Origin of the sequence: Acidipropionibacterium virtanenii, from assembly GCF_003325455.1 — a bacterium.
Classification (GTDB): Bacteria; Actinomycetota; Actinomycetes; order Propionibacteriales; family Propionibacteriaceae; genus Acidipropionibacterium; species Acidipropionibacterium virtanenii.
In genome coordinates, this window is sequence record NZ_CP025198.1 from 1,837,302 (window position 1) to 1,861,132 (window position 23,831).

Consider the following 23,831-nt stretch of genomic DNA (forward strand, 5'->3'; position numbering starts at 1 on the left):
TCGGCGTGTCTGGTGGGCGGGCGAGGCCGCCATGGATTGGATGGAAGTACTCCTACAACCCGTCCAGCCATAAGGACCCCGCCCGCGATGCCATCCTCTCCCAGCGCAGTGTCTGCACGCACCCTTGACACGCCCCCACCCGATGCCCGGCTGGCCGATCACCTGGCCCGTATCCCCGACCCCCGCAAACCCCGCGGCAAGCGATACCCCTTGCCAGGACTGCTTCTGGTCGCGGTCTCAGCGGCGATGGCCGGCTGCCGGGGATTCACCGCCACCGGCGAATGGGCCGCCAGACTGACCGCCGCGGCGCTGGAGGAGTTCGGGCTGAGATCGGCCCCCGGCGAATCCACCCTGCGCAAACTCTTCGCGCGCATCGACGCCGCGATGCTGGACGCCGAGTTGTGCCTGTACGCCTGGACCCGCACCACCACCGTCGAGGGGCGCCGGGTCATCGCGGTCGACGGCAAGACACTGCGGGGCTCCCGCTCAACCACCCAGCGGGCCCGCCATCTGGTCGCCGGCCTCGACCACGCCTCCGGCACGGTCGTGGCCCAGGAGGAGGTCCAGGCCAAGTCCAACGAGATCCCCGCCCTGCCCGCCATGATCGCCGCCCTGGGCTCTCGGGCCGCCGGGGCGGTGATCACCGCCGACGCGCTGCACACCCAGACCGCCTCCGCGACCGCGATCCTGGCCGCCGGGGCGGACTACGTGTTCACCGTCAAGTCCAACCAGCCCACCCTGTTGAGGAGACTGGCCGGCCAGCCCTGGAAGCACGTTCCCGTCGGCCACGTGAGCGTGGAGAAGCTCCACGGTCGCCGCACACGGCGGAGCTTGAAGGTGATCCAGGCCCCCCGCGATCTGGGGTTCCCCGGCGCCTCCCAGATCGCCCAGCTGCGCCGGATCTCCACCAGGGGCGGCAAGAAGACCGTCGAGGTGGTCTACCTGATCACCTCCGCAAGGCTGCCGGCCGCCTCCCCGGCCCGGATCACGACCTGGATCCGGGGTCACTGGGGCGTGGAGAACCGGCTCCATTGGGTCCGCGACGTCACGTTCGACGAGGACCGCAGCCAGATCCGTACCGGCCAGGGCCCGCACGTGATGGCCAGCCTGCGCAACCTGGCCATCAGCATCCACCGGCTGACCGGGGCCACCAACATGGCCCAAGCCACCCGTCAGGCCGCCTGGGACCCACTCGCCACTTGCAACATGCTCCTCACACTCTGAACACAACAACACCACAGGGAGGAGACGCGACTTTTCCGGGGCCCTGGGGGCGTGGAGAACCGGCTCCATTGGGTCCGCGACGTCACGTTCGACGAGGACCGCAGCCAGATCCGTACCGGCCAGGGCCCGCACGTGATGGCCAGCCTGCGCAACCTGGCCATCAGCATCCACCGGCTGACCGGGGCCACCAACATGGCCCAAGCCACCCGTCAGGCCGCCTGGGACCCACTCGCCACTTGCAACATGCTCCTCACACTCTGAACACAACAACACCACAGGGAGGAGACGCGACTTTTCCGGGGCCCTGCCTACCCGGCGGTCACCATCCAGGACGTCCCCCGGCTTCGCCCGCCCGACCTGATCATTCAGGACGAGTTGCACCTGATCACCGGTGCACTGGGGACGTCAGTCGGACTGTTCGAAACGGCAGTGGAGACGCTCGCGTCGTGGGAGCGGCCCGATGGCACGCCCGTTCGGCCGATGATCGTCGCCTCGACAGCGACGGTGCGCAACGCGCAGGGCCAGGTGAAGGGTCTGTATGGCCGTCAGGTCGCCATGTTCCCGCCGCAGGTGCTTGATGTGGCCGACACTTATTTCTCTCAAGAGGTGCCGATCAGTCCTGAGAGCCCCGGACGCCGATATGTGGGAGTGTGCGCGCAGGGTGTGCGCTTGTCGAGCGCCGAGATTCGAGTCTCTGAAGTACTGCTCTCCTCCGGTCAGTTGCTTCTTGACCGGGCCGGTGCTGCGGCTGACCCCTACATGACGCTAGTGGGGTACTTCAGCGCCACCCGGGAACTGGCTGGCATGTCGCGCTACATGTCCGATGACGTCCAGACAAGGGTGAAGCGGCCGCGCAAAGGCTCGGGCTTCCCGTCGCGGAACGGTACTGCGTTCGGATTCCTCAATGTCGGAGAACTGACATCGCGTATCGCTTCGGCGCAAATTGGCCGGACGCTGGATCAGCTGGCACTCGAGTTCGATGCGTACGACACCTCCGACGCGCTCCACCAACGGCTCAAGGCACAACGAGACGGTCAGAAGGTCCCGGGCCGGCTGGAGAAGGAATCGCCTTTCGATGTGGTGCTGGCGACGTCGATGCTGCAGGTCGGTGTGGATGTCCAGCGGCTCGGACTGATGCTCGTGGTCGGCCAGCCGAAGAACACTGCGGAGTACATCCAGGCATCCTCACGCGTCGGCCGGGATGGTAGCCGTCCCGGCCTGGTCGTGGCGATGGGGAATTGGGCCAGACCACGTGACCTCGCACACTTCGAGCAATTTCAGCACTACCACGAGACGTTCTACGCCCAGGTAGAGGCCTTGTCGGTCACGCCGTACTCTCCGACGGCGCTCGACCGAGGTATCGACGGGCTGTTGGTGAGCGCAGCCAGGGTGCGGGAAGCGGCCGTCAGCGACGGGCTCTCCTCTGAGCGAAGCGCAGGAGGCATCGGCCCTCGGCGAGATGTCATTGAGGCGCTGGTCGAGCGTATGAAGAAACGCATCGAGGCAGCGGCACCAGATCAGGCCTCCGCCCAGCGAGCGAGAGACTTGCTGGCCAATCGCGTCGACAGATGGACCGAGCGGGCCCGTCGTGCGACACAGACGAACCAGACCTTGGTCTATGAGAAGACTGGCGATGATCCGAAGTTCGTGCCGCTGATCGTCAGCCCGGAGAACGCCCAATCGAAGGTGGCGAGTACTGACGAGGCGCCCTTCAAGATCGCGAACTCAATGCGAGAGGTCCAGCCGGAGATCAACATCCTGGTCAGTCCGGTTGCGGACCGTTTGTTCACACGCCCACCGGAGGGTGCACCGGTGTGGGTACTGCCGTCGGAGGGAGACAGCAATGACTGACGCAACAGATGAGACCGCGGTCCTTCATGACGACGAAGAGGTCCTCGACCCGCTCGCCGACCTTGAGCAGGGGATGGACAAGAACAGGGCCAAGGTCGGGTCTGCGCGCCCGTCCTCTCTGCTCTACACATACGGGCCGGGTTCGATCATGGATCTGCCGGGCTTCTCAGTGATGCCGGCCGGTCTGGATGACTGGGAACCGATCTGGGCGCGCCGCGAACACCTACGACCGATTATGGAACCTCGCCTGCTCGGTGTGGTGCAGATGCATCTGGGAGACCAGGTCAAGGAGCTGCGGCCATTCCCGTGGCAACCGAAGCGGGGCGCACAGTCGAATGAAGGAAATGACCTGGGCATCCCGGCCCGAGTCTTTCCGCAATGGTTCCGCTGCACCGGCTGTGACTACCTTGGCCCGCTGCCCCGATTCGCCTACAAGAACACTCATCCATTCCGTCCGGATCTCGCCCAGTTCACCCACAAGAACTGTCCGGGACGTGGCGGAAGGACCAAGAAGAGACGCGAAGCGCCCGCAGTCCCGGCGCAGCATCTGTTGGCCTGCGCCAACGGGCACCTGGACGAGTTCCCCTACCTGCTGTGGGTTCACCGCGGCAGACAGTGCCCGAGTGCGGAGAATCCCGACCTGAAGATGTTCGACGCCAACCTCGGCAAGAGCGTCGGCTCGATCATCAAGTGCGTCGCATGCGGAGCGACCCGCGGCATGGCCGAGGCCCAAGGCGAAGTGGGAAGGGAGAAGCTGCCGCAGGTGTGCCGTGGGCGGCACCCTCATCTGAACGCGTTCTACCCCGACTGTGATGCGCGTCCTGCACTGATCATGATGGGCGCTTCCAACCTCTGGTTCGCCGCTACCCAAACAGTGATCGTGATGCCAAGAACCGAAGCCGAGGACGTCGATGCTCTCGCCGACTCCCTGAGGGTCGGGCTTGGGGATCAACTCGCAGAGTTTGCCAACCAAGCCGCCGTGATTCGAGGAATGGCCGCAGTGGCTCACGTTGATGTCACTGACGTGACCGACGATGAACTTCTCGCGGCGGTGGCCAAGGCGCTCGAACCGTCCGAATCCGAGGCCGACCGTCAGGAGAGGCTCGCGAATTGGGACCCGGTGGAGCTGCTCGTACCGGAGTGGCGCTACCTGCAGAAGCCTGCCTTGTTCCCCCAACAGCAGAACACCAGCGGCCTCATGGTCACCGAGATGGATTGCAGTCCCGATCTGAGTCCGGGCATCAACCGTGTTGTCGCCGTGAACAAGATGAAGCGCATCAATGCTGTGCTCGGATTCACTCGCCTCGACGAGATGGATCGTGTCAACGATGTGGTGAGTCGGCTTGTCAGACTCACGCGTCGGGGCAAGCCGACCTGGGTGCCGGCAACCGAGGACCGTGGCGAAGGGATCTTTCTTCAGCTCGATCTCACCACAGTCGATGCTTGGGAGCAGGGCATCCTTACCAGTGACTTGTGGGCCGCTCATAAGGCCGCTCACGAGCGCAACTTCAATCGGCGCTTCTCCGAGACGGCTAAACGAGTCAAGGCCAGCGACCGGCTCCCCTCGCCGAGGTACTGGTTGCTCCACACGTTCTCGCATGTCCTGATACGAGAACTCGCGATGTACTGCGGGTACGGTGCCGCCTCACTCACGGAACGGATCTACGCCTGGCCGGCGTCGCCCGACCGGGACGCCGCGGCAGGCCTGCTCATCTGCACGACAGCGTCAGACAGCGAGGGAACACTGGGCGGACTGGTGGCGCAGTCGCAGAAGGATCTCCTGCAGGCCCGTGTCGCTTCGGCCCTTCGCCGGGCGGCGCGCTGCTCCTCCGACCCGGTGTGTGCCATGCGGACTCCCAGCGAACCGGAGGACTTCCTCCACGGTGCCGCGTGTCACGCCTGCTCGTTCGTGTCCGAGACGTCCTGCGAACGGGCCAATCGGTTCCTCGACCGACGTTTCCTCATGACACTGCCGACCTCGACAGGGCACAGCGTCCACGGGTTCTTTGGAGGCATCGATGCCCTCTGACCCACTATTCGAACTCGGCCGATTCCTCGCGATCGGTGAAGCCGAAGGGCTGGCTGCCCGTCTCCAGGAGGGCCAGCACATCAACACCGCGACCGCTCCGATTGATGCGGCCCGTCGCGAGCAGGTGAAGCACCTGCTGTCCCGCGCTGACATCTCTCACCGAGACAGCCAGCGGTCGGTCGAGGTCCTGCAGGCAATCGCCGGCGCTAAGTCCGCCCGTCGCGATCTCCAGCAAGTCTGGACCATGCCAGGCCACGAGGCCGGAGTCGGCCATCTGACCGGAGCTTTTGATCAGCGAGTGCGTGGTGCACGTCAAGCTGTAACGTGTGCGACCTACAATTTCCAGGACACCTCAGATATGTGGACCGCCCTGAAACAAGCTTCCGAAGAGCCCAGTGTCGTTGTCACAATCTATGTTGACCGGATCGCTGGAAATGCCGCCGCTGTCAAAGCACAGATACCGCGCGCAACCGTGTTTCAGTCCGTCAGGCTCCCCAACGGCAAGCCAGTAAAGAGCCACGCGAAGTTTATTATCGTTGACCATGAATTACTGCTCTTGACGAGTGCGAACTTCTCTTTCAGCGCTGAGAACCTCAATGTGGAGTTCGGGCTGATCGTCCAGGATCAAGGGCTGGCGCAGTCCATCGAGACGACGATGGCTGGAAAGCAGGAGACTCTGTACAAGCGTCTATGACACCGGGGCTAGCGTCCAGAGTGAATATTCGCGTACTTGAAGGCCGGTGGTTCGTGCCTTTGGGAACCAGTCCTGGTGCGTGTGGGGGCCGGGGCTGGCATGCATCGGGACCACCCGCTCCGACCCCCATGCGGGTAGGTCAGCCCATGCCCTGACTGGCGTGACCGTCTTGGGCCGCCTTCTCCCTCATGTTGACCTGGCCGGTGTTGATCCATACAGCGGTATGTACGATGCGGTCCAGGATCGCGTCAGCATGAACCCCGCCACCCAACCGGGCATGCCAGTCCTTCTTCGCGTATTGGGTCGCGAAGATCGTCGACCCCGTATCGTGACGGTGCTCCATCAACTCCAGCAGCATCGCCCGCATCGGCTCATCAGGTGGGTCCAGGAGCCACTCATCAAGGACTAGCACGGTGAACGCCGCATACTTCTTGATGAACTTCGATGTGCCCCCGGGGCGGTCCCCGGCCACCCTCCACGCCTCGGCCAGGTCCGGCATCCGAATCACATGAGCCCGGTACCGATGAGCACACGCGGCCTTGGCGATCGCCGAGGCCAGATAGGACTTCCCCGATCCCGTGAAACCCTGCAACACCACATTGCGATGAGCGGCCACGAACCCGCAGGTGGCCAGCTCGGCCAGGACCGACCGATCCAGGCCCCGCTGGTCGACCAGGTCCACCGACCTCAGGTCGGCATTCGGGTAACGCAGCCCGGCCCGCCGGATCAGCCCGGTGACCTTGGTGTCGGTGAACGCGGTGTAGGCGTCATCGACGATCAGGCGGATCCGCTCGCCGAACGCCAGACCACCGGCCAGCACATCGTCCTGGGCCTCCAGGGCACTGAGCAGATCGCCGGCGCCCATCTCGCGGAGCTTGCGGGTGGTCTCGATATCGATGATGCTCACAGCTGGTCTCCCCCGTAGTAGGAGGCGCCCCGCACGAACCCGGTTCCCGGGTCCTCGGCACTTGCGACGCTCCGGTCGCCGGCCCGATCGCGACCGGTGGCCAGGATCGGCTGGAGATGGGCGTAGCGGGGCGAGCCGACCGAGTCCAGGCCGATCCGCGCGGCGGCCTCAAGGCGGGTCGCCGAGTAGCGCCGTGAGAGCCTCAGCACGGCCAGGGCGGGGTCGATGCCCTGCTCGGCCACCGGTACCGAGGCGAAGATCCGCTCGACCACGGTGGCCGTGGCCTCCCCGATCCGATTCGCCCATGCGCGGACCCTTCCGGGGTCCCAGGCCCGCCAGGCGCCGCCGGCCGGCAGGTCGGCCTCGCGGGTGGAGTACCGGTTGACCGCGGTGGCCGCCAGAAGCTGGTGACTGGCCAGCCGGCTGTCGGCCGACCAGACCTCCAGGGTGGTAGCGGTCAGTCTCAGGTCCACGTGCTCTCCGGCGTGGGTCCAGGGCACCGAGTAGTGGTTGCGGGCCCAGGTCACGTGCCCGTCACGAGCCACCCGGCGGCCCCGCACCCAGGTGGAGACCTCGAACCGCACCGCCGGCAGTCGGTGCAGCAGGGGCTGCTCCTCAGTGGTGAACACACCGGCCCGCGACCCGGGGCGTTTCTGGAACGGTGCGGCGTTGTAGGCACTGATGCGCTCACCGATGGCCTGGCGCAGGGTCTCCAGACTGGTGAACGTGGTCTGGCGCAGCGCGGCGATCACGACCGTGGCGATACTAAGGCGAGCGTTAGTAAGTAGACTTTTGGGAATCCGGATCGGGCGGTACTCCGGACCCGGTCAGGCCGCGGCATTGATGTAGGCGAGGTCCGGGTCGGCGAAGAAGCCCCTCACGATCTGTGGCAGGCGCTGGAGACGTCGCAGGCCGGCGACCGCCAGGGCCTTGAACTGGTCGGGCCCGGTGATGGCATGGCGGCCGACCCGGTCGGCCTTGACGTTTTTCCATACCCATTCGTCGGGGTTGAGGAACGGGGAGTAGGCCGGCAGGTGCACCAGGGTGAACCGGCCCTCGGTCGAGTCCACCCACTTGCGGACCTTCTTGGCCTTGTGGGCGGCATGTCCGTCGACGATCAGCACCACCGGCCTGCCCTCGTCGCGCAGCAGCCGACGGCAGAAGTCCAGGAACCGGGTGGCATTCATGGTGCCGTCCACGATGGAGAACCGCAGCTTGCCCTGGGCCGAGACCGCCGAGATCATACTCACACTGAACCGGGCCCCGGTGGTCTTGACGACCGGGGTGCGTCCGATCACCCCCCAGGTGGTGCCGGAGTGGTAGTCGGAGCGGACCGAGGCCTCGTCACCGAAGAAGATGACCGCCCCCTTCTTCTTTGCCTCGGCGGCGATCGGCGGATACACCTGCTCGCGCCATTCGGCCACCGCCTGCGGGTCGGACTGCCAGGCCCGGTGCAGGGGCCGTTGCGGGGACATGCCCAGCTTGTGGAGCAGGCGGCCCACCGACGGAAGCGACAGTTCAACACCGAACCGTGTGGCGATGATCTGGCGGACCAGGTCACGGGTCCACAACCCGAAGTCCAGTTGATGCTGGTCCGGGTTCGTCCCCGCGACGATCTGGTAGATCTCCTCGGTCTGGACACCCGACAGTTTCGGAGGCCGGCCCGGCACCGGACGTGCCCTCAGGGCCTTCTTCCCGCCCGCATGGTATGCCGCCACCCACTTGAACACACTCGAACGGTTCAGCCCCAGAGCCGCCGCGACGTCCTCGACCCGGGCCCCCTTCTCGACCTGGCCCACAGCCCTCACCCGCAGGGCCTCCAGGGTCTTGTGGTCCAGCTTCCGCCCGTCATCCTCGCGCATGCTCCATTCTCCCAGAACAAACCCCGAAAGTCTACATACTTATGAACTTCTTAGTATGGCCGACGGTGTTCTCCACACTCGCCTTGTCCTTGGGTCGGCGGACCCGCCCGGGCAGCACGGCCGCCGAGTAGTGAGTCGCCAGCTCGCGGTAGGAGTCGTTGAGGACGATCTCGCCGTCGCGGGGATGGGAGATCACCCCGGTCTTCAGGTTGTCGCACACGATCCGGGGCACCGAGCCGCCGAAGAACTCGAACATCGCCACATGGGCCCGCAACCAGGTGTCCTGGCGCATGTCCAGGGTCGGCTCGACGAACGCGTACCGGGAGAACGGCAGGCAGGCCACGAACAGGTACACAGTGGCGACCTCGCCGGAGACAGGATCGATCAGCTCCATCGTGGGCGGCGCACCAGTCGACCTCCACAGTGCGCCCCGCCTTGTGGCCGACCCGCGAATCGATCCCGCTGAGCGCGACGTGGTGCTCGTATCCCCGGCAGAACCGGTCGTAGCTCATCGCGACCCCGCCCGCAGCGGCGACCGTGTCGGTGTACTCGCCGTGGAGCAGTTTCAGGGTGACTCCGACCCGGGCCAGCTGCCGGTGGATCTCGGCCCAGTCAGGCTGGGTGAACACGCTGACGTGCTCGCCCCGGCCGGGGAACAGCCGCCGATAGACCTCGGCGTCATCGAGGTCGGCGACATCATCCCAGTCGATACCCTGCTGATCGGCGACCTGAAGGACCGCGGCGACACTCTTGCGGGCCACGCCCTGGGAGGTGGCGATCGCCCGGCCTGACAGGCCTTGAGCATGGAGGCGGAGCACTCGCTTCGCCGGAATTCGACTTACCGTCGGTGACAACTCCTTTCGTCACGTGCCTCTCACATGACGGGAGGAGCCTAGGCAGGCCGGTCCCCATCACCACCACGAATGGTCCCCATCCGCGCCAACCTACTCATCACTGGCTGGCCCCCACTAGCACCATCACCGGACCTCATCAGAGCAAATATTCATCCAGAGTGAGTTCCCCGCCCGGATGGCCGAGTATGCAGGGGCATCTTTGTAAGGGAACCCGGACCATATGCATGTTCGGGAAGTCGAATGTGCAGCTTGATCAGCCCCAGCTTCCTGACGAGGTCGGGGAGTCGAGCCGTCTGCGAAGCGCTCGATGAAGCCGCTCTCATGTCCTCAGCCACGTCGTCGATCGTGATGGGGTCAGGAACAACCATCGGTGGTCTGGCCTTCCCAAGGCATCACGGGCCGCGCTATCAGTCATCGTGCAGCTTCATCCCGCGCGCCGCCAGCTCGTCGCGCAGGATGCGGATCGCTTTCGGCCCCACGCCATGGATCGCAGACAGCTCGCGCTCAGACCACTCGGCCAGCTGCGCGTAGCCGGTGATCCCCTGCTCCGCCAGGGCTCGCAGGGCGACCTTTCCCAGGCTGCGAGGAAACTGCGGATCCGCCGTCATGACAGCACCGGGTCCTCCGATGGCAGCTCCCTCAGTTCGAGCGGGAGACCTTCCGGATCGAGCACGCGGACGAACCGGCCGTAGTCAGTCTCCCACTCCGGACGGCGTTCGACCGAGATTCCCGCCGCCTCGAATCGTGCGACCAGGCCATCGAGCCCGGTGACACGCAGGTTAAGCATGAACGGCTGATCTGCGGGAAAGTAGTCGCTGTCGGCGGGGAACGGGGCGAACACGGTCATCCCGGCGTCCTGCTGCCATATCGCGTCCTGCCCCTCGGCGCCGGCATCGATGCCGAGGTATTCGCGGTACCACGCTGCCCGCCCCTGCGGGTCACGACTGCGGAAGAAGACTCCACCTATACCGGTCACTCTCATTCCTCGAGGGTATCCGTCCACGGCCCGGGAAACGGGCCGACAGGGGTGAGGCTATGGTGGCGCGGTGGGCAGCCCGCGAGGATTCGAGTACACCGAGCGCCAGGATGGTGCGGTGGTGATCACCCACCTGGGCCGCCAAGCTGCCGTGCTCCGGGGCGCGCGTGCCGCGCAGTTCCTCCGGGACGCCGAGGATGACCCGCAACGAGCGATGGCGCGCTGGACCGGAAACTACAAGCACGGTAACGAGCGCGAGGCCCGTCAGCACCCCCGTAACCGGTGATCAGCGCATGACCCGCCTGACGCCCTCAGTGGGCGATCCTCAGGGGTCGGTCAACGACGACCTGACCATAGACGAGGTCGAGACGATCGCCGAGGCGCCCCCGGGCAGCGTCCGCTCCCAGATCGGTAGGCCTGGTGGTGCGGCCTCGGGCCACGCGCCAGCGTCGTCCGGTGCGGTTGGTCCACTCGTAGACCCCGGGTGCCGGCTGGTTGAGTTTCCAGAGTCCGGCGGTCTTGGCCCGGTGCTCCCTCCGGGCCAGCGGCCCGAGGTTGGAGATGCGGGTCTGGCCTGGCGGGGCCGGTGAGCCGGGTGTGGATCTGCGGTAGGGGATGGTGTGGTCCAGGTCGGCGGTGCGGGATCGGGCTGTGGAGTAGGGGAAGACGGAGCTGTCGTCCCTGAGGATCAGTTGGCGGCGGATCCTGTCGGGAATCTCGTAGGCGTCCACCGCCGGATCACCGTTGAGGTCGAGTATGGGCAGTACCCGGATGCGGTGGTGGCCGAGAAGGTGGGCCAGTTGGTCGACCAGCACCGGGCCGACGTCCCCACCTCGCGCTGTCACCCGGGCCACACCGGTACCGGTTTCCAGGTCCTCGGCGGCGATATGGACCACCACATCGGCCAGCGGCAACGGGGGATTGACGGCGGGTCCAGGGGCGCCGTCGGGGTGTTGGGGTGTGGCCAGCATCTCCAGCGCCCGTGCCCGCAGCACCGGCAGCGGATCCTGGGCGCCCTCGAGGACCATCTGGTCGACGATCATGTCGAGCGAGGCACCCAGGGCCAGGGCGGCGCCGGTGTCGATCCGGGCGGTGAGTACCGAGGTGGAGTCTCCCAGATGACGGATCGACAGGAACCGGTCGCGCCGGGCGATCTCGGCCCGCCGTCTGGCCAGGTCAGCGTCGGCACGCACGATCAGGCCCGCCAGGCGCCGCCGGATCCGCGGCCACGGCGCCGTACCCCACACCGATTCGAGTTTCTGATCGACCCACCGGGCGGCCTCGGCGGACAGTTCGTCGCAGGCCTGGGCGACCTTGCGGGCCTGCCACGCCTCCACGCGCAGGTCCGCCACCGCCGTCCACAACTTTGGGTGACGGGAGCGGAGGTTGGCGACGTCGTGGACCAGGCTCCAGGCCGTCGGCTCGCTCAGGCCCAGCAGTGCACCGACCTCCAGGGCCACGAACTCCCCAACCGATCCAGCGCCGTCGGCCCCAGCAGAAACAGTCCGCTCGGCAGCGGGGCCGTTCACCAAAGGCTCAGGTGCGGGGTAGGTGTCGATCATCCCGGCCACCGCCAGCAGGCGGTCGGCCTGGGCGCGACGCACTGCGGTATCGGCCTCGACCAGCCGTTCGCCGGCCGTCCTGAACCGCGTCATCGCCTCCATGGATCAAGCCAACCAGGCAGGTCTGACAATTCTTGCCGCCAGCACCCGCCACATCTCAGAATGTGGACGATCTTTTCTGAAAGATCAGCCGACAAGGGGAAACCCGGATGAGGGTGCCGCCCCTCAGATCGGGTCGCGACGTCTCACCAGGTCCATCAGGTAACCGCCCAGAGCCACCCCGGTGGAGATGCCCACGCTGATGGCGGCGGCCGAACCGAAGGACGCGCCGCCCTGCCCGCCGCCCATCTGCTGCAGGATGCCGTAGAACACCGGAATGCCCGGCATCAGCGCTCCGGTGATGCCCATCAGGGCCAGCACCTGCCGCGGATAGCCGGTCCGACTGGCCAGGAAAGCGGCCATCGCGCCGAGCACCACCCCGGAGAAGGAGCTCGCCCACAGCGTCTGCAGCCCGGCCCAGTCCAGCAGCATCAGGTTGACCGACGCGGTGATCACGCCGAGCCCGGCGGCCGGGCCGACCAGTGGCCACCGTCCGCCATTGGCCAGGGCGTTGGCGATCGCCCCCAGCGCCGAGAACACGATCACCAGGTACCAGGGGAGGGAGGGCAGGGTGTCGAGCCGGGGATGCTCCATGCCGAGCACCTCGCCCAGCATGAAGGTGAAGGCGCCGGCAATGACGATGCCGAGTGCGGCCACGGCCACCGAGGCGATCCGCGAGTTCGCCGACAGGTAGTCCGCATTGATGGCGTCGGAGACGGCGCCGATCACCTGGGGCAGCGGCACCAGGATCAGCCAGGCGACGGCGATCGCCGCCGCTGCGGCCACCGGGGAGACCAGGCCGAGCTGCACCAGGGCCGTGGCCAGGGCCCCCGCCACGCACCCCTGGGCCGTGATCGCGAAGAGCTTGGGCATCTGCCATTTCCCGGTGACGACCCCCACCAGACAGGACGCCGCCTGGACCAGTGCCGCGCTCACCCATCCTCTCCACTCCACGCCCACCTGCATGCAGACGCAGAACGCCAGCATCGTGGTGCCCGCCGTCACGACCCACCAGGGCGTTCCGGTCTCGCGCAACTGCTGGATGCGCTCCCGGGCGCGGTCGACAACCTCGCCGACGTCGGTCGGACGATCCTCGACGGTCTGCGAGAGCTGGTGCGCGCAGTCGACGAGACGACGCGACCGGCTGCAGTCGATGAGGTCCAGCGATCGCGCCGACCCGGATGTGGAGATGGTGGACCCATCACCCAGGGTGGTGTCGATGAGCACGATCCGGCCCAGCGAGTTGAACCCCATGTTCTCCACGCCGAGCGCGCCGCTGGTGCGCCGCTGGTGCGCCGCACGATGGTCTCGGCCTCCCCGGCGGTCTCGCCGGACTCGAGGAGCCCGTAGGACAGTGTGGAGAGCAGGTCGAGGCGGTCGCGCACCTCGGCGTGGGAGAGATTGCGATCAACGGCCCGGACCATGCGCCGGAGCCTATCGTCTCTGCTCTCGCAGCCGTCCCGTCACATCGGGTACGCCTGCTCGGATGTCCCCCGGTTCAGGACGACATATCGGTGACTCCCTCGTACAGGCCGATGTTGTTGCCGTCGGGATCAGTGACCGCGGCCCACCAGCTCGTGTCGGTGATGGGCTGTTTGGGTACGGCCACAGCGCCTCCGGCAGCGGCCACCTGCTCGAGCACCGCGTCGATGGAGTCGACCTCGACGTAGGAACGAGGCTGGGTGAAGGTCTCGTCGCGGGGAGCCAGGCCCCCGCCCGAGATCTTGTTGGGAGCCTGCCACATGGGATATTCCTCGAACCCGGGCGGCGCGGCGATCTGCCAGCCGAACAGCTGGGAGTAGAAGCTCTTGGCCCGGTCCATGTCACTGACCGGGATGTCGATGTGCGTGATGTCACCGTGGGCCATGATGTCCTCCTGCAGAAGTGCCTACAGATGGCCACCGATCCTGCCCCGCCATAGGGTCACCCGACGTCATCGCGGCACAGATCGGTCAGCACCGGTGCCCGGTGATTCCACCCCCGACGTTTCCCGCTGAGAGGGTTCGACGCCGTCCACGTCGCCGGTGCCGCTCGACCCCGCGGTCACGCGGTCATGGTGTCGGTCGACAGCAGAGTCCTTGAGGCCAGCTCGCTTCTCGGAATACCGACCATCAACACCACAGCGTGATGGCGCCGCCCGGGATCACAGGAGGGTCGCGGCATGGTCGGGGACCTGGCGGGTCGACGAGAGCGGCGGGCGCTCGTAACCCTTCGACGGCGGGCGCCTGGGGATCTCGATTCTGGCCCGCTCGATCGCGGTGTAGGGCAACTGGCCCAGCAGGTGATGGATCATGTTGAGCCGTCCGCGTCGCTTGTCGTCATTGTCGACGTCGAACCACGGCGCCTCGGGGATGTCGGTGTGGATCAGCATGGCGTCCTTGGCGCGGGAGTAGTCCTCCCACCTGGTGATGGAGAGCATGTCGTTGGGGCTGAGCTTCCAGCGCCGCATCGGGTCGTCGGCGCGCGACTTGAACCGGGCCTCCTGCTCGATGTCGGAGACGCTGAACCAGTACTTGAGCAGAATGATGCCGTCGCCCACGAGCATCCGCTCGAAGATCGGGGCCTGCTGCAGGAACCGCTGGTACTCGTCATTGGTGCAGTAGCCCATCACCTTCTCCACCCCGGCCCGGTTGTACCAGGAGCGGTCCATCAGCACGATCTCGCCGGCCGCCGGCAGGTGGGCCACGTAGCGCTGGAAGTACCACTGCGTCTTCTCGCGCTCGGTGGGGGTCGGCAGTGCCACGATCCGGGCGACCCGGGGATTCAGGTACTCGGTGACGCGCTTGATCGTCGACCCCTTGCCGGCGGCATCGCGGCCCTCGAAGATGACGACGACGCGTGCGCCGGTCTCCTGTACCCAGGCCTGCATGTCGACCAGCCCGGCCTGCAGCTTCTTCAGCTCCTTCTCGTAGAGCCTCTTCGGGATTCGCTCGGTCTTCGCCATGCCGGGAGCCTACGAGACCCGAGGCCGCGTGTCAGGCACTGTGATCGGGAACCAGTTGTGCTGGCCGGTCGGCCGGCTCACGAGTCTGCGAACATGGTGTCGATCTTCTTCTGGGCGAAGTAGCGGCGCAGTCGTCCCGCCACCGGGGGGAGGGGATTGACGAAGACCGACAACGACCCGTCGGCCATCAGCATGACGTCCAGGAAATCGATGTCGGCGTCATCGGGTCCGTCCACCGCACCGGTGGGAATGTCGGCCAGCACCATGGAGGCGTCAGTGAGGTAGGGCCTGTCCGACGGCGGCCGGAAGGCCGCGGCGATGGCGCCGTTGACGGCTTCGAAGACGTTGCCCGAGGAGACTCCCTCCGCCACGATCCGCAGATCCTCGAGTGTCGCCACCAGGGTCACCGTCTGCGGGTGGCTGAACAGGTCGGTGGGCCAGCGGCAGGAGAATGACAGGCCCATCCGGATATGGAAGGTCGGATCGGGGACCAGGAGGGCGGCAGGTATACCGACGAAGCCGTTGATCCCGATCCGGAGTATCCGGGGTCTGGCGGACCAGAAGTCCGGGCGCCAGTCGTCGACCCCGAGGGGGAAGACGTTGTTGAGCCCGGGACGGACCGTGATCGAGAACGGTCCCAGATCGATGTCGCGCTCGCGCATCTGCGCATTGAGGCGCCGGCTGAACTCCGCGACGATCCGGTCACGGCCGACGGTCGCTGCGAGTGCCTGCTGCGCGGCGCCGCCCTTTCCGCAGATGATGCCGTTCTCGAAGCGCCTCCATCGGACGCCCCTGTCCGCGTCGGAGGTGCTGGTACCGACCGACCTCTCATCTGTCACCGGATATCCCACCGGTCCCGTCTCCCATCCCTCGGAGGCCCACCTGAAGCGCACCGCCCCGGCGACGGAGAACGGGCCGGTCGTCGGCGTCCAGTAGATGGATGCGTTCTTGTGGAAATGGTTGAACCGGCCGCGGCCGTCCGGAGTGCCGGTCTCGTCGGTGGTGGGCAGGCCCAGTGCTCGCGGCCCCTCCAGCGCGTCGTACTTCCGCCGGATCTCGCCATGGACCTCATGAGCCCCGGTCGATTCTGACCAGTAGATGTCGCAGCCGTGGTACCTGCGGACGTACCCTCCGGCGACACGTCGCATCCGGCCCAGGGCTATGAAGGCGACCGCTCCCAGGCTCTTCGCCTTCTCGTCGATGGCCCGCCGTGCGGCCGCGGGGACGTCGGTGACGGGCAGCAGCGGCGGACGGTCGGCATCCAGGGTCTCGGTGACCCAGTCGGGCAGGACGACGTCCAGTGAGGTCTGGTCGCCGGTGACATCGAGGTGCGGGAGACCCCCGAGTCTCTCGATGGTCTCCGGTCCGCTCATCCCGACCAGTCCAGCGGACAGTTCGATCGCCTGTTCGGCCAGTGCGGAGAACTCCTCATCGCGTGATCCTTCGACGACCTCCCTGGCCAGACCCGAGAAGAACTCGTGGTCCTCGGCGGAGTAGGAGAATTCCCGGTCGCTCAGCAGCGGCTCGGCCAGGGCGTTCAGCCGGTCGACGGCGTCGACCATCCGGGCGCCCAGCTCGGGATTCTCCGGAAGGATTCCGGCGATATTCGGCGCCGCCGCCGAACTCAGGCAGCGCAGTACTGCGACCTCGGACGCCTCCCGGAACAGCCGGCTCACATTGCTCAGGGATCCCACCGGCACGTCGCGCCCCGTCTCCTGGCCGAATGCCACGATGAATGGCACGCCGCAGGTCGCGGCGGGTTGCTGCGGTTCGACGCCGTCGGGTCTTCCCCCTCCCTCGACGCACAGCTGTATGTCCCGATCAGTGGTGAGATCGTTCCCGTTGAACACCCCACCGTCGCACTGCTGGTTCACCATCGGCTCCTTCGTCGGATTCCGGGTAACCTAACGGGACTTCGCACCGCGGAACAGGGCGTCATTTCATGGGATGAAACGGTCCGTCCGCTGCTGATCGGAATCTGTACTCCTTGCCCCGGACTGGCGGATGATAGGAACTGGGGATGCGGGCCGAGGAGGGGGCGATGACAGACCAGCAACGATCTCTGTGGCTGCGCACGGTCGCGGTGCTCGACCAGTGCCTCACCGGGGCCTCGCCCGTATCGTTGGGCGAGCTGTCGGATGCGACCGGGCTGCCCAAGGCGACGGCATGGCGGATCGCCAGGGATCTCGTCGCCGCGGGCCTTCTCGCCAAGACCCCCGGCGGATACATCGGCGGCGCCGGGCTGGTTGAGCGGGGCGACAGGGCGGCACGCCAGCTCGCCGTCCGGTCGCTCGTCACCCCCGAGCTGGTGGAGCTTCATCGCCTCACCGGCGCGTCGGTGTGGGCCGTGGATGTCCGTGACGACCGGGAATGGGTGATCATGGGCTCTCTCTACGACGCCACCGCGGTCGGCAATCGTTATCGCGACGACTGGGGGCACGATCCCGGCGAGCCGGCCATCCTGGCGTCCGCGCTGGGCCGGATCTCGCTGGCCGGGCGCCCGGAGCTGGTCGATCCGCTGCTGCACCGGGGCGTGCCGAGGCTCACCCGTGACACGCAGACCGATTCGCACCGGGTCGTTGCCGCGCTGCGGAGGGCGGGCGAGGATCAGGAGGCCGTCGAGCACGGCGGGTTCCGGCTCGGGTGGTCGTGCATCGCGGTACCGGTCTGCGACTCGGCCGGCCGGATCGTCGCGGCGCTCGGCGTCGTCGATCGCACTCCGCGCTTCGCCACGACGCGATTCCTGCGCGCCGCCCACCTGACCGCCGATCGTCTTCGCGGCGAGTGGCCCACGGCTACTCGTCCTTGATGACGCGGTGATGGGCGCACACGAAGCCGCGGTTGCGGGCCACCTCGAGCAGCTCGAGCCTCAGGTCCCGGGGCAGCAGAGGATGCCCGTCGCCCAGGGTGACGGGCGCGAACTGCACCCAGATCTCGTCGAGCAGACCGGCATCGGCGAACTGACCGGCCAGATCCCCGCCTCCGACGACCCAGATGTCCTTGTCGCCGGCCGCCTCGGCGATGTCACCGAAGACCTCGGTCACCGATCCCTGGGCGAAGCGCAGATCGGCGCCGTCGACGACCGGCAGGTCGCGATGGGTGAACACCCAGGCCGGCTGCGTGTACTCCCAGGCCTGCTGCTCGCGCAGCAGCCACTCGTAGGTCGAGGCGCCCATCACAAGCGCCCCGATGCGCGTGATGAAGGCCGGATAGGCCATCGGCCCCTCTAGGTCGAAGTCCTGACTCAGAAGCCACTCCAGCGAGTGCTCGGGGGTGGCGATGAAGCCGTCGAGACTGGATGCCGTGTAGAAGTGCGTGGTCATCCGCAGACCCTACGCACCGCATGGTCACCCTCACCCTGGCCGGCCGGTACGCTCATGCCACCCGGGTCCGGCCCCGTCCGTGCTCACAGAGCCTGCCGGAGGGTCATCAGGATCGCGTCGTCGCCGAAGCCGAGCTCGCGCATCCCGGCGACGTAGCCGGCGGTGAGCTCCTCGGCGCGATGCCGATTCTCCTCGGTGGGGGCGGCGACCGGGGCGACGGTGGTGCCGTTGCGTCCCCGGGTGATGAGCAGACCCTCGGCCTCCAGCTCGCGGTAGGCGCGGGCGACCGTGTTCGGTGCCAGCGCCAGGTCGGCGGCCAGCCTGCGCACCGCGGGCAGCTTCGTCCCTGCGGGGAGACGCCGGCTGAGGATCTGGTCGGTGAGTTGACGTCGCAGTTGCTCGAACGGGGGGCGGGACGAGTCCGGATCGATTCGCAGCGTGGTCATGAGGTCACGCTGTTTGGCCACAGGCGGCGCTGCTCATAGCCCTTGCGCTCCCCGGTGATCCAGGCCAGGACCGGTCCGGCGGCCACCGTCACGATGAGTGCGCCGAACACGAGGAGCGAGACGAGAGTCAGATTCCAGGTGAGCGAAGTCGTCTCGGGTTGGCGGTAGAACCCGTTGGAGGTGAGGCACTGTGCCATCAGCACCAGCCAGAGGCCGAGCGCGACGCAGGTCACCGCGACGGCCAGATTGGCCAGCTGGCGCAGCCCGAGAGCACGTTCGGCGTCATCCCAGGCCAGTTCGAGATCGGATCCGCTTCGTGCCGGGGCCGAGAGGACCCGTTTCAGCACGAGGTACGACAGCGCCCAGGCCAGCAGTGCCAGGCCGGTGCCGATCAGCCCGACCGTCACGCTGGTTCCCCTCGCCCATCCGGGCAGCCGGCTCAGGAGCAGAACGCCGGGGGCGACGCCGATGACCAGCGCGGCCGGGCCTGCGAGCAGGCCGAATCGTTCCCCGCTGGTGAGGTAGTCCGACAGCTGTGCCGAGCGGAGCCGGGCCACCACGGGCTGGTCTGTGGTGGGCGGGGGCCGGTGCGCGGCCATCGCCAGCGCCCCGCCGAATGCGGTGCCCGTTCCGGCGAGGGCGATCAGCAAGGCTCCCCAGGTCTCCGCGCCGTCGAGGAGGATGGCTGCCGCACCACCCAGAATGATCGCGATGATGCCGCCGGTCAGCATCCCTCGTTCGCGGCGGCGGATGCGGGTGATGACAGGGCCGGCGACCTCCGCCGGCAGGGGAAGTCCGATGGTCCTGGCGTGCCGCTCAAGAGCGCGCCGTCCCGGTGCCCGCCTGCCCCCGTTGGTGAGGGGAGCGGCCGGCAGCACGAAACACACCAGCGCGATGACGATCCAGATCGTGATGTTCATCTCGGGCCTCCATTCGTATCAATACAAATAATGTACTGACACAAACGCGAGGAGTCAACACCCCCTCGCGGACAGTCACCGCCGAGTGGCGCCGCGGAGATCGGCCAGCACCGCGGCGAACTGATCGGCAGCCAGATCCAGTTCCTCCTCGGTGATCACCAGTGGCGGGGCCAGCCGGATCGTCGACCCGTGGGTCTCCTTGGCCAGAATGCCGCGCCCGGCCAGCAACTCGCAGACCCGCCGGCCGGTGGCCAGACCGGGATCGACGTCGACCCCGGCCCACAGCCCTCGCACCCGCACCTGCGCCACGCCGTGACCGAGCAGGCCCTGCAGGCGTCGTGCCAGATGCGCTCCCAGCTCGCGGGCCCGAGCCTGGAACTCCCCGGTGGACAGCAGCCCGATCACCGCGATCCCAACGGCGGCGGCCAGGGGATTGCCGCCGAAGGTCGACCCGTGCTCCCCGGGGCGCAGCACCCCGAGCACCTCCGCGTCGCCGACCACGGCGCTAACCGGTACGATGCCTGCGCCGAGCGCCTTGCCGAGCAGGTACAGGTCGGGCACGACGCCGGCGTTCTCGCACTCGAAGGTGGCTCCGGTGCGCCCCAGCCCCGACTGGATCTCGTCGGCGATGAACAGGACGTCGTGCTCGGCGGTGATGCGCCGCACCCGGGCCAGATACCCGTCGGGAGGCAGGATGACGCCGGCCTCGCCCTGGATCGGCTCGATGAGCACCGCGACCGTCTCGTCGGTGATCGCCGCCGCCAGCGCATCGGCGTCACCGTAGGGCACGACGTCGAAGCCGGACGCGAAGGGCCCGAATCCGTTCCGGGCGTCCGGATCGCTGGAGAAGCCGACGATCGTCGTCGTGCGACCGTGGAAGTTACCGGAGGCGACGATGATGCGCGCCCGGCCGTCGGGCACCCCTTTGACCCGGTAGCCCCAGGCGCGGGCCACCTTGATGCCCGACTCCACCGCCTCGGCCCCGGTGTTCATCGGCAGCACCATCTGCTTGCCGGCAAGTTCGGCCAGCCGCTGGCAGAACTCGCCGAGCCGGTCGTTGCCGAAGGCGCGGCTGGTGAGGGTCAGCCGGTCCAGCTGGGCGTGGGCGGCGGCCACCATGGCCGGATGCCGGTGGCCGAAGTTCAGCGCCGAATAGGCGGCCAGGCAGTCCAGATAACGGCGTCCCTCCACGTCGGTGACCCAGGCACCCTCTCCTGAGGAGATCACCACCGGCAGGGGTGCGTAGTTGTGGGCGCTGAACCGCTCGGTCTGATCGATGAATGCCCCGGTGCTGTCCATGATCGTGCCCCTCTCGGTCCCGATGGGCGGGGATGAATTCAGCGTAACGGCTCAGCTGGACTCAGCTGACGACGGTGACGCGCGCATGGTGCCCTGGCGAGGCGGCCAGTCGGGCATCTGCGGTGCTCCCAGATCCGATCGGACAGGATCTGGTGGTTGAAGTAGTGGATGTCAAGGCTGTTGAGCAGACGTCGGCCGTCCTGGGCGACGCGATTCTCCACCGAGCCGCCGAGGAGAAGCGCCAGCAGGAGTTCCAGAGCGGCCGACGCGTCAATGACGATCATCCGCGTTTCATCGTGCGTCGCGCTCGGCGCGGACCGCTTCCGCCGCGGTCTCACCGTTGTACGGCTGCACGGACCGGGCGGTGGGCGTGCTGCAATGATGCATTCATCAGATGCACATGTTCATGGGCTTCCCTTGTCTCGCGAGGCTCAGATCATCCTTCCAGGACGAGCCGTCGCACGGCCCTCGTCAACCAGGCCAGATAGGCGTCATGGCTCCACCCCGACTCGATGACGAGCTGGATGTACCCCTCGGGTGAGATGAGGAAGGAGAACTCGGCGGCCAGTTCCTCATCCGGCCGCGAGCTGCGGCACAGCCCCTTGTCGCGGTAGGCCTCGATCGAGCGCAGCATGTCGTAGCGCCGGTTCTCCTGCTGGGCGGCGTACCGCTTCGCCACGGCGGGATCGGATGCCGCGGCCTCCAGAAGCCGGGACCACAGGCGCGAGATCGACGAGTTCGCCCGGGCGATCCAGCCGAGATGGAAGGCGAGGAACTCCTCTCCCTGCAACGGTGCCGCCTGCTCGCCGAGCTCCCGGTGATGCAGCGGCCCCTCACCCATGGTGCCTGCGAAGGCCAGATCGAAGGCGTCCAGCAGCAACGCGGCCTTGGGTCCGTTCTGCTTGACCGTCTCGGTGGAGACGTCGGCCCGCCTCGCGATCGACGCCAGCGAGGTGCCCGAGTACCCCGACCCGGAGAAGGCCTCGCCCGCCGCGGTGAGGATGCGCTGACGGGTCGCGGCGGCCTGCGCATCGCGCAGGGGTGAGACGTAAGGGGGCATGATGATCCTGACTGTTGACTTTCCTCACGGTGTAGTGAATACTCCATGTAGGTACTCAACATGCTATCAGCGCAGTTTGCCGCTGTCCTCGCCTTTCGAGCGTCCCACCGACGTCGCCTCATGGGCCGGCTCCCGGGCCGATGACTCCACAGCTCCGCCTTCCCGATGACTCCGTCCGTCCATGACGAGGAAGAACCATGCGCCTTTTCAGAAGATCATCCGCCCGCACCGTCGACCCTGTATCAACCAGTTCTGCGCCAACCAGCACTGTGTCGCCCGCCGTTCTGCCCGGCGAGGAGTTCGCAGCCCTGCGCTCCCGGCTGCACGGCCGCATCCGGCTGCCCTTCGAGGAGGGGTGGGACGCCGCCCGCACGCCCTGGCAGCTCGTCGTCGACCAGCGTCCGGCCGCCGTGGTGGAGGCCGCCGACATCGAGGATGTCGCCCTCACCGTGCGTGAGGCGCGGCGCCTCGGACTCGCGGTGGCCCCGCAGTCGACCGGCCATGGCGCAGGGACTCTGGACGCCTCGGGAGCCATTCTCCTCAGGACCCGCGGGCTCACCGGGATCACCGTCGACCCGGACTCGGCCACCGCTCGTGCAGGAGCCGGCGCCACTGCCGGAGCGCTGGCCGCGGCGGCTCAGGACCACGGACTGACGGCCGTCCTCGGGATGGCGCCCACCGTCGGGGTGGTCGGCATGATCCTCGGCGGAGGCCTCGGCTGGTTCGCCCGGTCCCACGGCCTGGCGGCCAACAGCGTCACCGCGATCGAGGGGGTCGATGCCACCGGCGCCACCGTGCGCGCCGACGCGACCCGTCAACCCGACCTGTTCTGGGCCGCCCGCGGGGGAGAGGCTCCGATCATCGTCACCGCCCTGGAGCTGTCCCTGCATCGCACCGGCGACCTGCAGGCTGGGGCCCTCGTGTGGCCGATCGAGGCCACCGACCAGGTGGTGCGCGCCTGGGGTGCCTGGATCGCCGACCTGCCCGAGACCGTCACCTCCCTGGTGAGGGTGCTGCGCTACCCGCCGATCCCTGAGATCCCCGAGCCGCTGCGAGGACGCGACTTCGTCGCGGTGGAGGCCGCACTCCAGGCCGGCCCTCCGGCGACGGCCGAGCTTCTGGCTCCGCTGCGGGCCATGAATCCGATGATCGACACGGTGCATCCGATGGCGCCCGTCGAGCTCGCTGCGGTGCACGGAGACCCGCCGGATCCGGTACCGGCGGCCGGCTCCTCGGTGCTCCTGGGCGAGATCTCGCCGAAGGCCCTTGATGCCTTCATCGCCGCGGCTCTGGCCGAGCCCTCGGGCGCTCTCCTGTCGATCGAGCTGCGCCATCTCGGTGGGGCTCTGGCACCGGGTCGGGCCGGTGGCGGAGCGGTCAGCGATATCGGCGGGGAAGGACTGGTCTACTGCGTCGGGATGATCGCCGCACCCCCGATGGCCGGGGCGGTCAGCACGGCCGCAGCCGCCGTCTCCACGGCACTGGCCCCCTTCGCCGCGCCGCGGATCGTGAAGAACTTCGCCGAGCGTCCGGCCGATCCGACCGCGCTGTACGGCACGGCGACGGACAGGCTCCGCGGCGTCATCGCGAGCTGGGATCCGGATGGCCTGATCCGCGCCGGCCACCCGTTGGGAGCAGTGCGTGGGTGACGTCCGGCCGGAGCCGATCACATAGGGAAACAATTTCCTGCGAAACTATTTCGCAGGGGCTGCACCGAGCATCGGGCCGGGGGTCTGGGGGTGATCGTTCGAGGGAACATGTCCGAAAGGTCATTTCCCAGG

23 protein-coding genes and 2 pseudogenes are annotated in these 23,831 nt (G+C 67.5%); 8 read left to right on the top strand and 17 right to left on the bottom strand.

What is annotated here, in order from left to right:
• Nucleotides 1-87 precede the first annotated feature (87 nt).
• From JS278_RS16385 to drmC, 5 genes and pseudogenes are all read left to right on the top strand, one after another.
• Nucleotides 88-1,224, top strand: a complete 1,137-nt coding sequence (locus JS278_RS16385) for an ISAs1 family transposase (RefSeq protein ID WP_245935063.1) — start codon at nt 88-90, stop codon at nt 1,222-1,224.
• A 48-nt stretch (nt 1,225-1,272) separates the two neighbouring features.
• Nucleotides 1,273-1,485: pseudogene (locus JS278_RS08390) on the top strand (transposase); the annotation flags it as partial.
• A gap of 114 nt (nt 1,486-1,599) precedes the next feature.
• Complete coding sequence (locus JS278_RS08395; RefSeq protein WP_245935064.1) at nt 1,600-3,075, top strand: helicase-related protein; 1,476 nt, start codon at nt 1,600-1,602, stop codon at nt 3,073-3,075.
• Nucleotides 3,068-5,104: a DUF1998 domain-containing protein gene (gene drmB / locus JS278_RS08400; protein ID WP_114044783.1), complete on the top strand. Its 2,037-nt coding sequence runs from the start codon at nt 3,068-3,070 to the stop codon at nt 5,102-5,104. Before JS278_RS08395 ends, drmB begins: the two co-directional genes overlap by 8 nt.
• Nucleotides 5,094-5,798: a DISARM system phospholipase D-like protein DrmC gene (drmC, locus tag JS278_RS08405; RefSeq protein WP_114044784.1), complete on the top strand. Its 705-nt coding sequence runs from the start codon at nt 5,094-5,096 to the stop codon at nt 5,796-5,798. Before drmB ends, drmC begins: the two co-directional genes overlap by 11 nt.
• Before the next feature lie 139 nt (nt 5,799-5,937).
• On the opposite strand, the gene JS278_RS08410 is transcribed toward drmC, so the two are convergent.
• The 6 genes and pseudogenes from JS278_RS08410 to JS278_RS08435 form a co-directional block, all read right to left on the bottom strand.
• A complete protein-coding gene (locus tag JS278_RS08410) occupies nt 5,938-6,705 on the bottom strand; it encodes an ATP-binding protein (RefSeq protein ID WP_114044785.1) in 768 nt (255 codons plus the stop codon).
• Nucleotides 6,702-7,457 (bottom strand): Mu transposase domain-containing protein, encoded by a 756-nt coding sequence (locus tag JS278_RS08415; RefSeq protein WP_114044786.1) that lies wholly within the window; start codon nt 7,455-7,457, stop codon nt 6,702-6,704. The genes JS278_RS08410 and JS278_RS08415 overlap by 4 nt, the downstream gene beginning before the upstream one ends.
• A 75-nt stretch (nt 7,458-7,532) precedes the next feature.
• On the bottom strand, nt 7,533-8,567 hold the full coding sequence (locus JS278_RS08420) for an IS630 family transposase (RefSeq protein ID WP_114044787.1): 1,035 nt from the start codon (nt 8,565-8,567) through the stop codon (nt 7,533-7,535).
• Nucleotides 8,568-8,607: 40 nt separating this feature from the next.
• A pseudogene (gene istA, locus JS278_RS08425) lies at nt 8,608-9,421 on the bottom strand (IS21 family transposase); the annotation flags it as partial.
• Nucleotides 9,422-9,828: 407 nt separating this feature from the next.
• Nucleotides 9,829-10,029 carry a helix-hairpin-helix domain-containing protein gene (locus JS278_RS08430; RefSeq protein WP_114044788.1) on the bottom strand — a complete coding sequence of 67 codons (201 nt, stop codon included), beginning with the start codon at nt 10,027-10,029 and terminating at the stop codon, nt 9,829-9,831.
• Nucleotides 10,026-10,403, bottom strand: coding sequence for a VOC family protein (locus tag JS278_RS08435; RefSeq protein WP_114044789.1), 378 nt, complete (start codon nt 10,401-10,403; stop codon nt 10,026-10,028). The genes JS278_RS08430 and JS278_RS08435 overlap by 4 nt, the downstream gene beginning before the upstream one ends.
• A 64-nt stretch (nt 10,404-10,467) precedes the next feature.
• On the opposite strand from JS278_RS08435, the gene JS278_RS08440 reads away from it, so the two are divergent.
• Nucleotides 10,468-10,683, top strand: a complete 216-nt coding sequence (locus JS278_RS08440; protein ID WP_114044790.1) for a hypothetical protein — start codon at nt 10,468-10,470, stop codon at nt 10,681-10,683.
• Nucleotides 10,684-10,708: 25 nt separating this feature from the next.
• Here the strand turns inward: JS278_RS08440 and JS278_RS08445 are convergent, their stop codons facing one another.
• The 5 genes from JS278_RS08445 to JS278_RS16195 form a co-directional block, all read right to left on the bottom strand.
• Nucleotides 10,709-12,061, bottom strand: coding sequence for an HNH endonuclease signature motif containing protein (locus tag JS278_RS08445; protein WP_114044791.1), 1,353 nt, complete (start codon nt 12,059-12,061; stop codon nt 10,709-10,711).
• A gap of 123 nt (nt 12,062-12,184) precedes the next feature.
• Nucleotides 12,185-13,312 (bottom strand): threonine/serine exporter family protein, encoded by a 1,128-nt coding sequence (locus tag JS278_RS08450; RefSeq protein ID WP_114044792.1) that lies wholly within the window; start codon nt 13,310-13,312, stop codon nt 12,185-12,187.
• 244 nt (nt 13,313-13,556) lie between these two features.
• Complete coding sequence (locus tag JS278_RS08455) at nt 13,557-13,925, bottom strand: VOC family protein (RefSeq protein WP_114044793.1); 369 nt, start codon at nt 13,923-13,925, stop codon at nt 13,557-13,559.
• A 276-nt stretch (nt 13,926-14,201) separates the two neighbouring features.
• Complete coding sequence (ppk2, locus tag JS278_RS08460; RefSeq protein WP_181833679.1) at nt 14,202-15,002, bottom strand: polyphosphate kinase 2; 801 nt, start codon at nt 15,000-15,002, stop codon at nt 14,202-14,204.
• Between the two features lie 77 nt (nt 15,003-15,079).
• Nucleotides 15,080-16,879, bottom strand: coding sequence for an LGFP repeat-containing protein (locus JS278_RS16195; protein WP_220149948.1), 1,800 nt, complete (start codon nt 16,877-16,879; stop codon nt 15,080-15,082).
• Between the two features lie 164 nt (nt 16,880-17,043).
• On the opposite strand from JS278_RS16195, the gene JS278_RS08470 reads away from it, so the two are divergent.
• On the top strand, nt 17,044-17,811 hold the full coding sequence (locus JS278_RS08470) for an IclR family transcriptional regulator (RefSeq protein ID WP_181833680.1): 768 nt from the start codon (nt 17,044-17,046) through the stop codon (nt 17,809-17,811).
• Here the strand turns inward: JS278_RS08470 and JS278_RS08475 are convergent.
• The 6 genes from JS278_RS08475 to JS278_RS08500 all read right to left on the bottom strand — a co-directional run bounded on the left by JS278_RS08475 (nt 17,798) and on the right by JS278_RS08500 (nt 22,050).
• Nucleotides 17,798-18,325 carry a dihydrofolate reductase family protein gene (locus JS278_RS08475; RefSeq protein WP_114044795.1) on the bottom strand — a complete coding sequence of 176 codons (528 nt, stop codon included), beginning with the start codon at nt 18,323-18,325 and terminating at the stop codon, nt 17,798-17,800. The genes JS278_RS08470 and JS278_RS08475 overlap by 14 nt on opposite strands.
• Before the next feature lie 83 nt (nt 18,326-18,408).
• Nucleotides 18,409-18,771, bottom strand: coding sequence for a GntR family transcriptional regulator (locus JS278_RS08480; protein WP_114044796.1), 363 nt, complete (start codon nt 18,769-18,771; stop codon nt 18,409-18,411).
• Nucleotides 18,768-19,691 carry a hypothetical protein gene (locus tag JS278_RS08485; protein WP_114044797.1) on the bottom strand — a complete coding sequence of 308 codons (924 nt, stop codon included), beginning with the start codon at nt 19,689-19,691 and terminating at the stop codon, nt 18,768-18,770. The genes JS278_RS08480 and JS278_RS08485 overlap by 4 nt, the downstream gene beginning before the upstream one ends.
• Before the next feature lie 75 nt (nt 19,692-19,766).
• The gene (gene rocD / locus JS278_RS08490; RefSeq protein ID WP_114044798.1) at nt 19,767-20,990 is read right to left on the bottom strand and encodes an ornithine--oxo-acid transaminase; all 1,224 of its coding nucleotides are present in this window, start codon (nt 20,988-20,990) and stop codon (nt 19,767-19,769) included.
• A gap of 38 nt (nt 20,991-21,028) precedes the next feature.
• The gene (locus JS278_RS08495) at nt 21,029-21,274 is read right to left on the bottom strand and encodes a hypothetical protein (RefSeq protein ID WP_114044799.1); all 246 of its coding nucleotides are present in this window, start codon (nt 21,272-21,274) and stop codon (nt 21,029-21,031) included.
• A gap of 152 nt (nt 21,275-21,426) precedes the next feature.
• Complete coding sequence (locus tag JS278_RS08500) at nt 21,427-22,050, bottom strand: TetR/AcrR family transcriptional regulator (protein ID WP_114044800.1); 624 nt, start codon at nt 22,048-22,050, stop codon at nt 21,427-21,429.
• 269 nt (nt 22,051-22,319) lie between these two features.
• On the opposite strand from JS278_RS08500, the gene JS278_RS08505 reads away from it, so the two are divergent.
• Nucleotides 22,320-23,699 (top strand): FAD-binding oxidoreductase, encoded by a 1,380-nt coding sequence (locus JS278_RS08505; protein ID WP_181833681.1) that lies wholly within the window; start codon nt 22,320-22,322, stop codon nt 23,697-23,699.
• The last annotated feature ends 132 nt before the right edge of the window (nt 23,700-23,831 follow it).